Origin of the sequence: Nostoc sp. CCY 9925 (genome assembly GCF_963920935.1) — a bacterium.
In the GTDB taxonomy this organism is placed as follows: domain Bacteria; phylum Cyanobacteriota; class Cyanobacteriia; order Cyanobacteriales; family Nostocaceae; genus Nostoc.
The window spans coordinates 1-16,630 of record NZ_CAWUDO010000137.1; the positions used below are offsets into that span (position 1 = coordinate 1).

Genomic DNA, 16,630 nt, shown 5'->3' on the forward strand with positions numbered 1-16,630 from the left:
TATTTTAGTGCAGACTGTAAAACTTGCTGTTTTTGAGCTTCATTTAGGTGAGGAAGCAACCCCAGAAATAACCCTGACTGCTCATGCTCATTGCGATATTTTAGTGCAGACTGTAAAACTTGCTGTTTTTGAGCTTCATTTAGGTGAGGAAACAATTGTTGAAATAATTCTGATTGTTTGTCTTCCTTGTTGATCTTGAGAACATCACTCAAAACTTTTTGCTTTAGAGATTCAGGTAAACAATCAATACGACTACATAGCGACTCAAGGGTTTCATATTCTGAAAACGAACTAAACGTAGCAGCAGCAATGTTCAATGCTTTTTTCCCTGCTTGTTTTAAAAAATCAGGTAATTGGGCAGCATCCGATGTGTTTAATGATTCCTGGATTTGATCAGCTAGTGCTTGTTGCGCTGGAATTGCCAACGCAGCATCTAAAGCTTCTTGTCTCAATTCTCCTGGTAGAAAACGGACTAACTTTAAAAGTGCGTATTTTTTATTATGCCGATCGGAGATTGACAAGACTCCGTTCAAAACTTCTCGTTTCCAAACATCAGGTACGTAAGGAATGATTTCTACACTCTTATCCCCTCGGTAATAGTCATTTAGACTTACAAATACATTTAGCGTTTCCTGCCAAGCTTGTTGCTGCAATGATTCTGGTATGTGACGTGCTAAATCGATAAAGAACCGTAACTTCCTTTCCTGATGATCCAATTTCAGTGTGGGAGCTATCTTCAAAACCTCTTGCCAAGCTTGTTGCTGAGTTTTTTCCAGATAAGGTGCTAAATATCTAAGTGCCCACATCCGTAATTCATCATTTTGAATTCTTAGCGCGATCTTCAAGGCTTCTTGACGCAGGGATTCTGACAGATGAGGAACCAAAGCGATTAGCCCAGCAACTTGGTTTTCCTCGGAAACTGTCAAAAGCATCTTTAAAGCTTCTGGTAAAGCAGACTGAGGTAAATGAGCAGCAACTTTACCATCTATCGAATGATCAGTCACTTGAATTAAGCCAAGCTCATAAAATTTATCACTATATACTATCCTTGAATATGTTCTGTCTATATTTCGTTCTAATACTTTCTGCCATAGCATAATTCGCTGGTGTTCAGGAAGATGAGAAGCGAGAACTCTAAACACATCCCAGAAACTTGTATTTAGTGTTGCAGTAAAGACTTCTGATATAAGTGTTTCAGAAAGATGAGGAATAATGATAGTAAGAGTATAAACATAATTACTAATAAGATCGCTCGAAGCATTCTCCGGAATTTGCAAGGCTATTTTAAGAGCATCTTGCTTCAGAGATTCGGGTAAGCTTGGAAATAATTGCCGAAGGACTTTTAACCTATGACTATTGTCGGTAATTTGTAAAACTATTTTGAGAGCATCTTGCTTTAGAGATTCGGGTAAGCTGGGAAATAACTTTTCAAAAGCTTTTTCCTGCGAAGAGTCTGATCCGATGCTCGAAGCTGCATTTAAGGTTTCCCGCCAACCCTCTTGCTGCAATGTTTCACTGTCTAGGTGTGGTACTAAGCTAATTAATGCGTCAAACTGTTGGACTGAATCTGGGATTTGCTTGACATAGCTTAGTGCTTTATGCTCTGTCCACACCTGATTTTTGACTAAAGCAATTAACAAACTATTTGAAATATTACTTGCCAGTTTGCTGACCGAAGTTGTAATTAATGCATAACGACATTGTAAACCGATCGCTCTTCCTGGATTGTCTTGAAACTCCTCCTCTGCTTTATTCCATGCCAATGCGATATCTGCTAAAAACCCTTCTATGTCACCGATCAGATCTTTAGCTTCAAACCATGCATGACGCTCGGCAGTAGTCTCCAAAGCTAACAAATCGTGAAGTTCTTCTATACGCCCTGCTTTAACTAAATGTTGAGTTAGATGACGTAAACCGTATTCATCAAATTTTGCTAAATTAACATCTTTCCATGCTTTATCTACTGGACGATAGGACTGTAGAATACGTTGATGCTGCTCTTGTTCTGGAGTGTAATAGAGATTATTTTGCTCTTTATCATCAATGGTAATTAGTCGCCTTCCTAGAAAATCTATAACTGATTGATGATAAAGCTTATATTTTTGTATAGGGCTTTTCCCTAACTCTGGCTTAATTTCATCAACAAACTGCCGCAAATCATTTAAGCACTCTAGTGTAACTGATTCTGATTGATGTGTGAAAGCTTGTAATTGACTTACAGTAAGACCTTCCTGCGCTACAGAGAGAACACCAAGATATGGGGCATAGATGTTTCCCCAGTCTTTTTTCCCCAGCTTTACTACCCGTCTCAATGAATCGAAATATAAAGCGTCTAAACCTTTGGGTAAGTTCCCCAGTTCCGTAATAGATTGTTGATCGTCTGCAATTGCATCCAGTAAGAATCGAACATACAGAAAGTTCCCCTCTGATAGCTTTGAGATTTCGGTAGCTTTCTGCTCTTTCCAATCAGGATTAACATTAAGTTGAGGAGATAATGTTTGATCTTGCAAACGCTTTTTGACATATGTTTTAATATCATCCTGGTTAATATCCTCAAACTCTGTAGCAGAGAGGAATAATTCTTTAATCCCTGTGAACTCACTCTCAATTTGTGTTTCTTTACGGCTTGTGAGAATAAATCGTGCTTTGAGCGATTGAGGAATTTTAGAAAGTAAGTCTACAATCTTGGTTTCCCCAACATGAGTTAAAGCTTCATCCAGGCTATCAACTAAAATAACGATAGGTTCACTAAATCCCTGTTTATATAAAGCTTCTAAAGGGTTCAAAACAGTTAGATTAAAGGCTTCCTGCGCTGACATGATCCCCGAAACATCCAGATTGTTAATTACCACTCCCTGTACAGTACTGTTGGTTACAACTCCAACATTTTGAGTAATTTGAATGTTGACCTGCTTGGTATCAATTTCTTTCAAAAAGTTGGCATACGCGGGAATCTGGGCAAGCTGTAACGCTATAGCTTCAACAAAGTTTTTCGGATCGACTGAAATACTATCACGAGCTGAGCAAAAGTGAACTGCTCTTAAAAAGCCTTGAGCAAATCTCTGGTTTTTCTCTTTGCCTGTAGTAAATTGAGTGAGTCGAGCAGCGATCGCCGTCTTCCCACTTCCCGGTTCTCCAGTTAACAGGAAATAGCGTGAGCCATTGGCATCGGACAGCCAGTTAGAAATATTCTCGAATACCCACTCCCGTCCCGTGAAGTTACGGGTGCGATCCTTTACGCAGTCTGTGAAATCAAGTCCTACTCTGCTACTAGCTACTGGCATAGTTCATCCCTAAGGCAAGAAGTTAAAGCTGATTTAGTTGAAGGCGATCGCTCTTGTCGCATTTTTGAGAGGATGTCTGAGAAGTATCAAATATTTGCTGATCCCCCCTTAAAGAAGGGGGGAATAAGAGTCTCAAAGTCCCCCTTTTGAAGGGGGATTTAGGGGGATCTCTAAGCGTTCGCTGTATAGAAAAAACTTTTCAGACATCCTCTGAAGCAGCATACTCTTTTTAAGAAAAAGTTCGCTCAAAAACAGATTTGGTCTTCAATGGCTCACTCATTTACAGCTATTTGTAATTACAACCGAGAGTACGCTAACCAAACAAGAGTTAATGCAACACATCCAGGAAGTGTTTGAAGTACAAGAGTTGTCCATTTTAAGGTCAATGCTCCGAAAACGCCAGCGATTATGACACACACTAGAAAAAATACACAGATTTCCAGAGAATTGCTTTTAGCAAAAGCTCCCCAAATTAAACCAGCTGCAATAAAACTGTTATAAAGACCTGCATTTTGTACAATTGGAGCAGCTTTACTGGCTATCTCGGCAGTGAAATCAAGCCTTTGGTAAACTAATGGATTTTCCCAAAAAAATATTTCCACTATTGAGATACTAATATGTACAGCAGCAACAATTAGAACAGCAACAGTACTTAAAATTGACATTTTAGAACCTATCCTTATCTGAAATATATATAGGACTAGTATTTGATTTCTGAAAAAATCTAAGTATGTGTAGGGTGTGTTACGGCTTCCGTAACGCACCACCCGAAGGTTTTGGTGCGTTAGCCTACGGCATAACACACCCTACGTATATTTCAAAAATCAAATATGATTCCTATAGCTTGGGTTGTTTGTGCGGCAGCAGTCTCGTCACTCAAAGAAACCAGCACAGGCAATCAAGGCTGACGTATCGCTGAGTTTGAAACACTAGCTTAACAAAACTGCCAGATAACAATTCTATTAAATAGAGGTGGTTATATAACCTTTTTGTCTCCACAAAACCGCCTTTATTAAAAATATGAAATTAAATTTATTAAACTAAATTTCTTCTTAATATATGTACACTTATTTACTATTTATTTTTAGCATGATGTATACTGAAAAACCTTTAGTTTTAACAATTAACAGATATGCATGATGCGAGATTGAATTATTTTTAATCAATAAATAATCAACGTAACTTTAAATATTTAAATAAAGCTAGATCGACTCATCTAAAACACTGCCATAGGCAAGAGATGTAACCCATGACGAAAGAAAGACAATATCTTGACTTTTATCTGCAATTAAGAGATTTGGATCGCCTTGCCCAAAACTTTAAAGTTGCTGTTCTGCCATCACCTGGGGTTGGCGAAAGTCGAGAAGCAACTACTGTAAACTACAACTACGATGAGCTAGCAGAAAGCCTCAGTCGCTTGGAACATAGAGCGATCAATCAAAAAAGCCTAATTCAACTTGGTGAACATCTAGCAAACTTACTCTTGCCGCCTGGAGAAATTCGTAACCTGTTTGAGCAAGTTATGACAGATGCAGGTCAGGATGGAGGTGTACGATTACGCTTGCTGACCAGTGAACCCGAACTAGCACGATTGCCTTGGGAATATACTTATCTCCCTCTGAACACAGGTGAAACAGGCTATCGGCACTTTTTGGTTCTCAATCCTCAGATTTCACTAGTCAGACACGAACCAATCGCTAAGAAGCATCCAAAAGTTGAGGGCATCGATCCTAAGCAACTTCGCCTACTAGTAGCGATGGCAAATCCCAATAAAGACCTGAATTTAGAGCGTGAAAAGAATAATCTGACGAAGGTACTTGAAGGATTTAGTGTAGATGATGTGACTTTAGAGTGGCAACCATTACTTGAAAACGTGACGATTGGTGGTTTAAAAGATGCCTTGATGAAAAAGCCAGAGCTTTTCTACTTTGCAGGGCATGGTTCTTTTAACCAAGAAGGTTACATTGTACTACAAAAAGATGCATCTGGAGCAACCTATTCAATGTCTGCAAGTGAGTTAGGACTGCAACTTAAACAAGCAGGAGTTAGGGTCGCTGTTTTCGGAACCTGTGAATCGGCTCGACGAGATGGGGCTTCAGAGTGGGCGGGGGTTGCTCCTACCTTAGTTGCCGAAGGAGTGCCAGTTGTAGTTGCAATGCAGTATGAAGTCTTAGATAACCATGCGATCGCATTTAGTGAAACATTTTATGCAGCCTTAGCAGCTGGGTTATCTGTAGATGAAGCAGTAGCCGCCGGAAGGTTAGCGATGCTGGGGCAAGATGCAAGCAATCAGCGTAAGCTTGAAGTCGTTTCAGAATCATCATATTCTCAGTATCTATCTAACGAAAAGCCTGCTAATGCGCAGTGGGGAGTGCCTGTTTTATATATGCGTTCAGCAGATAGCATTATCTTCCCCAGAAAAACATCTGCCGTTGCAGAGGAGATTCGTAGAGTCATTCAGCTAAATATTGGTTCTATCAAAAATGGTAGTAACTTTACTGGTTTAAAAGTTAAACGAGCAAAGGGACCATTTGAGTATACTCTGAATCTTCAAGAGGGTGATAACTCTAACTTCATTGCAACAGAGTTTGAGGAATTGTAGCATCAAAATTTTTGAGGTTAAATAGGTATTCTAGTCTCTGCTGAACCTCCTGCTAGAGAGAATAAGTCTTTCTAAATTATTCCCTTTCTAATAATTCTGTCTTGATCAAGGCAAAAAAATTTACGATCGCTCTGTTGCTTTGATTAAAAATAAGCAGCAATCTCACTGTAGTCTTTCGCAAGTAAATTGCGATCGCTTTGCTCTGAAGCCAACTGTTGGTTGCTTTCAAGCCAACTATGTTTTGAGAAGAAAATTCATAATTTAATACGTTTAATACTGGTAAGCTTGTAAAATATTTTCTCCGAGTTAGTCATAGCTGTAGTAGCTTGATCTCGAAGTTATTCCTTACTATTTGCGGAATAGTTAAATTTAGATTTTTGGTGATTAAACTAAATTAAGGATTGTCAAACATGGCGACTTGCACAGACAAAGCAATTGACCACTTAAATCAGCTTGGATATAACGCAATTAAACTGCCGAGAGAGGGAATTACCCCATTAACTGTTTTATCCCGCGATCCTAAAACTTCGATTTCAACTATTTATGGTAATCTTAGAGATATAGTCGCCGAACCCGTTCCATCTCTTCCCCAAGTTTTTGAAAATCTTCAAGCAGGAACGATCAGTGGATTGAAAACAAATAAATTAGAGTTAAAGTTTGGTATTTCAATTCTCAACGATCTTTTATCTGCATTGGGTGGAAAGAGCGCAGGCATAGAATCAGTTTTTAGGAAAGCTTCTACAATCGAGTTTGAATATGAAAATGTTCAGTATGACACTGTTATGCCTGCTTCTGTTACTAAATTCTTGAGAGGCTCGAAGCCTTCGATTGATGATGACTTTGTTGCTCAATTTAATGAACAAGGGGAAGCTTACATCATCATCGATGTTCTAAAATCTAACTCTTTTGGGATTAGAGTTTATCAGGACAGCGACCGGGGAATAGACATTAATATCGACGCTATTAAAAATGTAATTGGATTAAATTCAAAAATTTCTGTGGAAAAAAAGGTAGATACTAAAATCTCCTTTAATGGCAGCCAAGCCCTTGGTTTCGGCTTCAAAGCTTGTCCAATTTGGGTAGAGACTGTTGGTGGAGTTTCACGATTTAAGTTAAATCCTAATACCAATCAAAGTGTAGCCCTCAGAGGTTCCCCAGAATCTTCGACTGAACCAACTTTAGATGATGAGGATGGTTTAACGCCAGTTTTGATTGCTCCCAATCAATTAATAGAATTAGTATAGACTGAAACCCACAAGTTAACAGCGATCGCTATTAATTTGTGCGTGATCAAACGTACCGACAGAGATAATAATTGCAGACTATTGGCACTTATTAAATAATTGTAATTGGGCTAAGAATATCTAGGTAAGCCTAAAAGAAGCGTTTGCTCCTTTGACTTAGGTAAGGTGTTTGTCTGAGCATAGATCCGCTACTCTCTTACTCCGCTACTATCTTACAAAGTTCAGAGCGGAGGTTTCCTCCGCTCTGACTTTGCGCTGATTGAAGACCACCAAATCGTAGATTTAGTGGGGGTCTAAAAAGAGGTTATTCAGACGCTCCTGCGGGGAAGCAAGCTACGTCTCGTAGAGAAGCCATGCCGCAGGCTTTACGCTGCGCTATCCGCCAGTCGTACAAAATACCCAACTGAATTCTGAATCCTGACTCCTGAATTCTGTTTGATAATAAAAAATGTAAACTGATATTTTTCTTTTAACAAATAAATTTAAAATAAGAAATTCCAAATAATGAGGGTTAGTAACGACATAGCAAATCTTTGGTTAAATACTTTATATTTATTTAAAATTATGGTAGTATCCATTTACAAAATAGATATTTTGTAAATTTATTTCTATTCTTTATATAGCGTGTAAAAGCAAATAAACGTATTAAAATATGAGCATCAAAATATACCAAGTATTTGAAGAAGTACAAGTAAAAGCACAACTACTTACTAAATATTGGGATAATTTTTACACAGAAATTTCTCAGCATTTACCAGATAGATATCAGCGTGAATTGCTAGAACTTTCTGACAATTTAGAGATAGCGATTGATAAATTAGTATATGAGCTTCGCAATCCTACTCTTACTCTTGCGACAACAGGAACAACCAGTAGCGGGAAAAGCACTTTAGTAAATTTATTATGTGGGGCAGAGATTGTTCCTGTCGCTGTAAGTGAAATGAGCGCAGGAGCAGTAACTGTAGAATACAGCAATGAAAAGTCTTTAGAAATCCATGAAACTCCAGGAGCATTGTGGGAGTGTGGAAAATGGACAGGTATTACTGATGAAAGAATTTATCAACGCTTGCATGATGTAATGATCAGTTACATCGATAACAGAGAGAAACAACTTGATTTAGCTTGTCCGCAATCAACCATATCTTATCCTTTCAGACTTATCAAGGAATCAAAGCTAGAACTACCCAGAGATGTAAAGGTAAAAATCATGGATTTGCCTGGTTTAGCACATGTGGGTGATAAAGGTAATGCAAATGTGATTAAACAGTGTCGTGAGGCATTGTGCTTAGTAACCTATAACAGTGCAGAAACTGACAAAGAAAAAGTCAAAAACTTGTTGGAAGAGGTGGTGCAACAAGTGAAAGATTTAGGTGGTTCTCCTGCACGTATGTTGTTTATTCTCAATCGTATTGATGTATTTAGAGCAGATAAAAATTATCCAGAAACAGAGAAACGCTTCGTTGAAAATGCAATACAAAGTATCAAACAAGAACTGACTGGACAATTAAAAGAGTACACGACAGATATTGAAAATTTAACGGTTGTAAAACTGAGTACATGGCCTGCTTTATTAGCGCTGCAAATGAAAAATGATGAAAATTCTAGTGCAGAAGCTTGTAAAAAAGCAGATAACTATTTTAATGGGTTAATTGATGAAGATATACTAGAAGACTTACCACGTAAAGTAGAAAGGTGGTCTGTACATGACCGAAATAGGGTTGCTGATGCATTATGGAAAAAATCTTATGCAGAAGATTTTCAACAGCATTTGAAGGATCATATAAGTCAACATTTCCCACGGCTGGTAATCCCCCAAGCAATAGAGCGTTTTAATATTGGTGCTGGAAACGCTATTACAGAGTGGGCTATTCAAACAACAACAGCGATTATTAATAGTTCAGAAAAACAATATAAAGAGGAATGTGAAAAAATAGGTTGGATTAGATCAGCACTTGATAGTTTCCTGCAAGAAAGCGACAAAAACTTAAGAGAACCATTTGAAGAAATAGATAAAAAAATTAAACAAGTTCTAGCAGGCGAGTCAGAAGATGATCCAGTACTTTTTTTAGAAAATAGTATCAAAAATCTGAATAAGGTTGAAGCTTACAATGAATTGGGAGACAAACTATGCTCACTTTATGAATGGCGGAGGGGAATAGGTAAAGGAATAAACCAAGTTTTAGAAACAGTAGCTAAGTCTTTAGAAACTGGAAGAGTCGTTTTAGATACTCCAAATTTGAAAAAAGCAAATGTTTCCTCTGTAAACCTGTTGGGTTATTGTTTAAAAAGACTAATCAACTTGGGCTACACAGGTTCAGTTGCCAAATCTGGTAAAAAAATAGAAGCAAGAACAGAGGATGAGAAGAAGAAACTTAAGGAATTAAATGAAAATCTAAATGAACTGGCTACTCATTTAAATCTTGTTATGCAAGATGTATTAAAGCAAATTTCTAGCCAAGAGCTAGATAGAATGTACCAAGCCGTAGTTGAGCTTTTTAAATGTCATTTATCCCATATAGAAAAAGGTACAAATAATATTGCGCCTAATCTTGCAATTAAATTTCCTGATTCTCAACTAATCAGAGTTGACAGTAAACCTACATTTAATTTAAGTTTCAAAGCTGGTTTTGCAGTCACATCAGGAACTTGGAAAGAGGCTATACAAGTAGAAAAGACTAAAAGGAATTGGTATACATTGTGGATTGTAGAACAAAAATACTCTGAAACGGAATATAAAACTCGTTCTAGCGATAATGCTGAAATTCCTAGCACAGAAAAGTTACTTGAGAATTGGCAATTTCAGATTAAAACAGCAGATAAAGAAATAGTGACACAAATCTCACGTTGGCTATTAGAGCAAATAGATAGCTTAGGAAAAAATGTGGATAAAATCCAAAATGATATTCTCAATCGCTATCAAGAAAGACTTGATACTGCAAACAGAGAAATTACTATAGATTATGAAATGCAACAAAATGTCTGGCTACCCATGCAACAAAAAGCTAAAAGTCTTATTGAAGATTTTGACAGTTTAAGTAAACCCTTGAAAGAGGAGCTTTAAATTAAAAGTGGCGAATGATAGTTTATACGATTTATATAATCAAGTTTTTAATTATGTATATCCTCAGATAAAATCCCTAAGACGTGGTGTTTTATATAACGTTTTGTACATAATACTTGATGGTGAACGTCACAACGCTGAATATATTTGTAATAATTTCGGCATTAAAATTTCAGCTACAAAAGATGATGATGGAGAAATTGTTAATAATATAGGTGTCCCAATTAAAATGATGTATAATCCTTTCTTTATAAATTTAAGCAAAAGAGAAATATTTTGGATTGTAGTAGTCGCTTGTCTACTTGTTGGAGTAATTGGATGTATTAAATTTATTCAAAGACGAGAAAATGAAGAAAGAGAGGGTAATGGTAGAAATGCACAACAACCGGTAGCTGTGCCTTCACAACCTTCAGTGGCTCAGCTTCAACCACTTACTGTAGCCTTATGTCTTGTAGCACCTGCTCATATACTAAATTCTTTAAAGGAACAAGATTTAATAGATGCTGATGTAATTGAAAAACTTATAGATAATTCGTCATATTTTCTATCTATAAAAGATGCTGATGCTGAATTATTACAACAGGATTTAGATCTAACGGATGAAAATATTTCAATTATTAGCGATCGCAGAGAGGTTTATGTCAGAATTCAGATTAAGGATGGGGAAGAAATACTGGATAAAACAGTTCCATATATTTTAAAAAGAAATTTACCATCTAATCATAAAGGAGTCGTTAAAAAATTAGCTCCTCTTGGAGATTTATCTGGTTTAGAAAAATTTAATCGTGTTTAAGGAGCCTAGAGATGGATTGGAAAACAGCTTCTTCTCTTTATGAGACTCGTCTTAGTGAAGCTTTAAATGTGCAGCGATACGCAATTAACTTAGCTAATTTACCTCAAGCTGAAGTACCCCCTGAATTAAAAGAAATACTTTTACAAGAAGCAGAACCAGCCCGTCGGCAACTTGAAAGATTGAAAAAACGGGAATTTCGGATTGCAGTTGTCGGTTTAGAGAAAGCAGGAAAGAGTACTTTCATTAATGCTTGGTTAGAATGTGATTTACTTCCAGCTAAAAGTGGAAGATGTACATTTACAACAACACAAATTTATTCAGTTCAAAATGACATAGAGCAAAAACTGGAAGTCCAAGCAAAAACAGAAGAGCAATTTATTAATTTATTAAACGAACTTGAAGCAGCAAAAGCCCAAGAAGATATTAAAACTATACAAGAAAATAAAATAACTTTAGAGCAAGTAAGAAGCGAAGGTAATTGTACTTTTCCATTTACTCGTCTAGAAGATATTAGAGAATCACTTAAAAAGTATGTAGCAGACGAAAAGTATGCTCATGCCGTTTTAGAAGCAAGACTTTATACAAACAAACTAGCTCAAGCTGAAGGTATTGTATTTTACGATGTTCCTGGTTTAGATTCAGGTTTAGCAAAGCACGTTGACGAAGCGAAGGAAATGCTCTCAGATTGTGACGCTGTAATATTAGTACAGCGTTTTACTAGCCTGAGGGAGAAGGAATTAGAAATCATCAAATTTACAGAACTTGGTGATAAAAATATTACCGTTGCTGATAAACTTTTTGTATTTTTAAGTCGTATTGACTCATTAGCTACTCCAGAAGCGCTGAAAACTCATATTGAAGAAGCATCTCAAGATTGGTATAAACGTGCCAGACTTCCACAGGAACGTATTGTATATGGTTCAGCTGGGGCATATTTAGTTTTAAACGGATTAGCTGGAGAACAAACCAAGTCAGAGATTGGTGACGTAAACAATATCAGATCTCAATTGGAAAGATTAACTGGAATTAGTGATGAGGAAATTTTAAATAAAAAAAGTACTGGAATTCCAGAAATCAAGGAAAAAATATTTAATTATATCAACACTGAACGTGTATTTATCTTAAAAAAAAGATGCGATGCTTCAATCAATACAATCCTAAATAATTCAGAAAAAATTTATCATTTAGTTAGCAAACGATATCCTGAAAACCCTGAGGAGGCAAAACAAGTTGAAGAAAACCGTAAACGTATTTTATTTAGTGAATGGTTAAATAAAAGATGGGAACAAAAGAAAGGAGAGCTTCAACAATTTTATAACTCTTCTATTGCTAATAACTCTCTAGATAATTTAACTACAAATTCTGTAACAAGTCTTAGTAAATTCAAACAGAGATATTTAGAGATTGTTGCAAGTGAGATACAAAAACTAAAAGAAGAAGCATTTAGAAAAAAAGATATTATCTTTGCTGCAAACTCATTCCCTGAGTTTGACCGCATGAAAGCTAATTTCGCTTGGCGTGAAGATTTATACGGTGACATTAGCAAACTTTTATCTTCCATAGCTCGACAATTAGCTTTGGAATTGAAAGATGAAGCATTAAAGTTAGTCGAATACATGACAACATTATTGTGGGGTAGTAACCAAGTAAAAGAAAGATTAATTGACAAATCTGACGAATACTTTTTATTCAAACTAGAAAATAGTTTAAGTGTTCTATTTTTACGTTTTGCTCGTCCAGTGGCAGAAGTATTAATTCGCGCTCCAATTAATAGCGATGCCCGTGGTAAAATTGCGAAAAGCCTGGGAGCCGATATTGAAATAGTTGATAACTATTACATGGGTGAAGAGCCAGCTTTTCAAGTTCTAAAAAGATACGCTAAATACGGTTATAACTTGCTTTATAATCAAGAAATAAGGCAACAAATTTTAGGATTGACAGGAGTTGCAGCGCCTCTTATTGATGTTGCTACAAAAGTTGCTATAAATGTTTCTAACGAATTTAAATCTCCACATGACGATGTAACTTTTGAGGTCGAAAACGATATAAATGCCTTTGAAGAATACTTGCGTGCTGCAATTTTTGAAGCAGCAGGTTTTGAACCATACTGTATTCAAGAACTCAAGGGCTTGATTGATACTTTTAGAGAAAAGCAAAGCACATGGATGGGGATTGCCCAAAATGAATGGTTGCAAGGAAACCCACTTCTTTTAGCAGAAATACCACAAGAATTACGATCGCAAGAGTCTAATCTAGAAGTTAGTGAAAGATTACGGCAGTTATCTACCGCCCTCAAAAGGACTCGTTTGCAAGAAGTACAGTTGGAGTCTGTTTCTAATATTTGAGTGTAAACGTGTATCACTTTAGCCTCATGTACAAAAGCAGAGATCCGCTCTTGTTTCCATCATCTCTAATACCCAAAATAGTATGAGTGCGATGGCCTACTATCATCATCCTCTAACACCAATCCACCTTTTCCACTGCCATGTCCACAAAAATGAACAATTTGTGGTTCCACTTCCAGCATGGCGCGTCTTAAGTCAATGGGGCGGACTGCTCCCCGGACTTCGATGTCAAATCGATCGCGGTTTGGCGATCGCCTCAGTCCTTCTCGAATATCTCGGATCTCTCGATCCAAATCAAGAACTGAGGTTCCTTTGGGATTAGATGCCAGGATCAAGATTCGTTTCATGCTGGATTATTTACCTCTACCGCACAACTTCAAACAGATCGTGAACAGGAGTTGGGGCTTGATCGCCTGAGTTTTCTGTTTGCACTCTCACTCGGTAAAGTCCTGGTTGCAAATCATCGATTGTCAATATCCAATCACGGTCTCCTTCCACAAAGTCAAAGCTGAGAACAGGCTGATCGTTGTCAACTGATTGAATTTCAGCCTTCAGCTTTTTGATTGCCGAATCTGAGATTCCAATCAATCTGGCACGAATGGCGATCGCCTCATCTGCTAAATACAAATCATCCAGACTCAGACTAATGGCAGTTTTCGGTTCACCTCTCACTTGCGTTAAATCGAACTGACTAAGACGCAAAACATCTAATAAGGTATCCAATACTTGAGCTTGGTTTTGCAAAGAGCCATGCTGTTCAGCAATAAAGAAATTATTAAAATTGTCTGCTCGCTCCACCGGGATGGAGGAAACCTTGGGTACGGTTCCATCGCCATCGCCTAAACTCAATTGATTTTTCATTACTCCTGGTAAGTCCTCACTAGCGATAAGTTTTCCATCTTTGAGGACAGCCGATTGTAATGTTGGTTGTTGCGTTCCAGAAATTGGAACTGTTTTCAACGATTTGTGGTATCGCTCATCTTTAAGATGTTGCTCGACAGCTGCATCTATTTCTAGATGAAATTGGTAAGCATCCTGGGCTTTTCGCCGATCGATGTTGGGGAGATTGTCTATTTCAGCAATCCGGTGATACTCTCCATTAATGTTAATCACCTTGTAGCGGGGAAGCAGTTGGTAAAGGGAGGTGAGCGATCGCATCACCTCAGTTAAGTCCAGAAAAAGCTGCTTGTAACCATTGGCCAAGAAATTGACCGCTTTCAAGGAACCCCGGTAGGGAGTACCAAAGGTAAATAAAGCTCTACTATCCTGCCAACCTTCCAATACTTCTAAGTAATAGCGAGACACCAATCCACCCATACTATGGGCTAACAAAATTACCTTTGCATCTTTAGCACCACTCTCTCGCCAGCATTTTAATCGCTTGTCTATCAGCTTTTTCAACAATCGTGCATTTGCTCGATTATCCCGTCGCCAGTCATAGGGAAAATGGTAGAAGTTAGCAGCTTTATCGTCTGGGTCGTTGTAAATATCGCCAGGAGTGACATGAAAGTTGTCGGTAATTAAACGTGCGATTTTGGTGTAACCATCAATCTTCCATAATCCTGGAACTAGATGAGTATCTTGAATCAGTGCAGTTGCTCGAATACCGTCGCCTAAACTTTCTGCTTCTGGATCGTCCTGACCTAATTTCAGGTTATTCAATGCTTCGTCTGATTTAGTCACAATCTGCCAGATTGCCTTACCGGAGATTGCCCAGAGGTCTTTGCCGTCTTTTTGCAAAACACTTCCCAAAATGCCAGGAAGGATAACAACCATGTCTTTCATGGGAGCTTTGTTAGCCATTGTAGTTACTCCAATCTTTTTCTCAGTATTTAATTTCTTGCCATTTGCTATTAATCTCTTCCCTGAAAGCCGTTGCAGGTTCTTCTAAATGTCCATTGATGACTTTCGTTGCGTTGGAAATTGAAACCACTCCATCTTCATATATTTCAGACAGAGGAGAAACAATTGTAGTTCTTGGAAAAACATCTTTGTTTCTTTTTTGGTAGCAAAGTAACAATCCACCCTCGGGAATCACCCGTGTCTGTTGCCACTGCCAAAATCCTTCTAGGCTTGCCCACTTAATGGTAATTAGATGGCGCTTGTTTGCATTACTCAACTCTGGAATGATTTGAGTCCAAACCGTTCCTATATAGTTTGCAGGATCGGTGTATTCTCCCAAACCAGCTTTCGTTCTTAAAATGGGCATAAAATGAGATTGAGCCTCAGAGTCTGTTTCATTTTCCCAAGAATGTTCTGGTATCAACTTTCGAGTAGAAATAGAAGAGTTAGGTTGAATTGCTGCTAGACCTATTTCAAATGCTTGTTTAATTGTCAATCCAGATCCCAATCCATCGTAGAAGCCAACAGCGAAGTCGATTGCAACAGGGTCTTGAACTGCTTGATTCATCCCAATTACATAGTTGATATGTTGGGTTATGACATCAGCCTGTTTTTGGGAATAGCAAGCATTTAAAATAACACATTCTACAGAATCTGCAAATAATTTAAATAATCCGGATAATGCTTCTGTGCCAACAAATTGGAGTTCTCCAACATTGTTTTCTAACACTAATCCGGCGTCGCCTTCCCCATGCCCGCAAAAGTGAACAATTTGTGGTCTAATGTCAAGTAAAACACGATGAATATCTCGCGGACGAACTGCCCATCGGGATTCGATATCAAAATGTTTTCGCCACTGCGATCGCTGTAATCCTTCATAAATTTCCCGTACTTCTTTGTCAAGTCGCAAGCGCGAAGTTCCTTGAGGATTAGATGCTAAGATTACTATTTTTTTCATAAAAAATGGGCTAACTTATAACAGCTTTTGAGCAATGTTATACTGAGTTAATTTAATTTTCTAGAAATTATCGACATTAACAGATGAATTAATGTAACGTGAGTTCGATGAACCTCTCCCCAACCCCTCTTTGAGCTACGGTGTACACACAAGTCGGAAATAGTAGTCTGTGAACGAATAATTGACGAGTAAATTCTCTGTAGAGACGGCGATTTATCGCGTCTTGTGAACGTGTCAGTCTTTTAGACGCGATAAATCGCGTCTCTACATGAGGGCTTTCTGGCTTATCCCAAGCGTATTGGAATAAAACTGGATCTGACTTGTGTGTATACCGTAGAACCCCTCTTTGAGAGGGAGAGGAGCTTTAAGATCCTGAGTTGGGCACGAAAAATTAGGGTTTTTAAGCCTCTCCCCAAAGCGGCTATGGTATACACACAACTCTCTTTACCTGCACCTTTGTTGCATCGACCTGCACCTTTGTTGCATCGACCTGCACCTTTG

The 16,630-nt window shown here is 37.8% G+C and carries 10 protein-coding genes; 5 read left to right on the forward strand and 5 right to left on the reverse strand.

What is annotated here, in order from left to right:
* Positions 1-3,284 (reverse strand): hypothetical protein (locus ACM0OY_RS35900; protein WP_414573500.1); only part of this gene is annotated, 3,284 nt, incomplete at its 3' end.
* 296 nt (positions 3,285-3,580) lie between these two features.
* Positions 3,581-3,949, reverse strand: coding sequence for a DUF1304 domain-containing protein (locus ACM0OY_RS35905; protein WP_414573501.1), 369 nt, complete (start codon positions 3,947-3,949; stop codon positions 3,581-3,583).
* Between the two features lie 584 nt (positions 3,950-4,533).
* On the opposite strand from ACM0OY_RS35905, the gene ACM0OY_RS35910 reads away from it, so the two are divergent.
* From ACM0OY_RS35910 to ACM0OY_RS35930, 5 genes are all read left to right on the forward strand, one after another.
* Positions 4,534-5,886 carry a CHAT domain-containing protein gene (locus ACM0OY_RS35910; RefSeq protein ID WP_414573502.1) on the forward strand — a complete coding sequence of 451 codons (1,353 nt, stop codon included), beginning with the start codon at positions 4,534-4,536 and terminating at the stop codon, positions 5,884-5,886.
* A gap of 410 nt (positions 5,887-6,296) precedes the next feature.
* Positions 6,297-7,130 carry a hypothetical protein gene (locus ACM0OY_RS35915; RefSeq protein WP_414573503.1) on the forward strand — a complete coding sequence of 278 codons (834 nt, stop codon included), beginning with the start codon at positions 6,297-6,299 and terminating at the stop codon, positions 7,128-7,130.
* 652 nt (positions 7,131-7,782) lie between these two features.
* Positions 7,783-10,191: a dynamin family protein gene (locus ACM0OY_RS35920; RefSeq protein WP_414573504.1), complete on the forward strand. Its 2,409-nt coding sequence runs from the start codon at positions 7,783-7,785 to the stop codon at positions 10,189-10,191.
* Between the two features lie 7 nt (positions 10,192-10,198).
* Entirely contained in the window at positions 10,199-10,984 is a 786-nt protein-coding gene (locus tag ACM0OY_RS35925; protein ID WP_414573505.1) for a hypothetical protein, read from the forward strand.
* An 11-nt stretch (positions 10,985-10,995) separates the two neighbouring features.
* A complete protein-coding gene (locus ACM0OY_RS35930) occupies positions 10,996-13,329 on the forward strand; it encodes a dynamin family protein (RefSeq protein WP_414573506.1) in 2,334 nt (777 codons plus the stop codon).
* Positions 13,330-13,394: 65 nt separating this feature from the next.
* Here ACM0OY_RS35930 and ACM0OY_RS35935 read toward each other — a convergent pair whose 3' ends face one another.
* From ACM0OY_RS35935 to ACM0OY_RS35945, 3 genes are read right to left on the reverse strand one after another with little or no spacing between them, the layout of a single operon-like run.
* A complete protein-coding gene (locus ACM0OY_RS35935; protein ID WP_414573507.1) occupies positions 13,395-13,676 on the reverse strand; it encodes a hypothetical protein in 282 nt (93 codons plus the stop codon).
* 16 nt (positions 13,677-13,692) lie between these two features.
* Positions 13,693-15,132, reverse strand: a complete 1,440-nt coding sequence (locus ACM0OY_RS35940) for a lipase/acyltransferase domain-containing protein (RefSeq protein ID WP_414573508.1) — start codon at positions 15,130-15,132, stop codon at positions 13,693-13,695.
* Positions 15,133-15,154: 22 nt separating this feature from the next.
* Complete coding sequence (locus ACM0OY_RS35945; protein ID WP_414573509.1) at positions 15,155-16,129, reverse strand: CHAT domain-containing protein; 975 nt, start codon at positions 16,127-16,129, stop codon at positions 15,155-15,157.
* Positions 16,130-16,630 lie beyond the last annotated feature (501 nt).

What these genes read in the sequence shown, in the direction of transcription:
- ACM0OY_RS35915 (WP_414573503.1), top strand. Translation starts at nt 6,297, where the DNA reads ATGGCGACTTGCACAGACAAAGCAATTGACCACTTAAATCAGCTTGGA.
- ACM0OY_RS35905 (WP_414573501.1), bottom strand. Translation starts at nt 3,949, where the DNA reads ATGTCAATTTTAAGTACTGTTGCTGTTCTAATTGTTGCTGCTGTACAT.
- ACM0OY_RS35945 (WP_414573509.1), bottom strand. Translation starts at nt 16,129, where the DNA reads ATGAAAAAAATAGTAATCTTAGCATCTAATCCTCAAGGAACTTCGCGC.
- ACM0OY_RS35935 (WP_414573507.1), bottom strand. Translation starts at nt 13,676, where the DNA reads ATGAAACGAATCTTGATCCTGGCATCTAATCCCAAAGGAACCTCAGTT.
- ACM0OY_RS35940 (WP_414573508.1), bottom strand. Translation starts at nt 15,132, where the DNA reads ATGGCTAACAAAGCTCCCATGAAAGACATGGTTGTTATCCTTCCTGGC.
- ACM0OY_RS35920 (WP_414573504.1), top strand. Translation starts at nt 7,783, where the DNA reads ATGAGCATCAAAATATACCAAGTATTTGAAGAAGTACAAGTAAAAGCA.
- ACM0OY_RS35930 (WP_414573506.1), top strand. Translation starts at nt 10,996, where the DNA reads ATGGATTGGAAAACAGCTTCTTCTCTTTATGAGACTCGTCTTAGTGAA.
- ACM0OY_RS35910 (WP_414573502.1), top strand. Translation starts at nt 4,534, where the DNA reads ATGACGAAAGAAAGACAATATCTTGACTTTTATCTGCAATTAAGAGAT.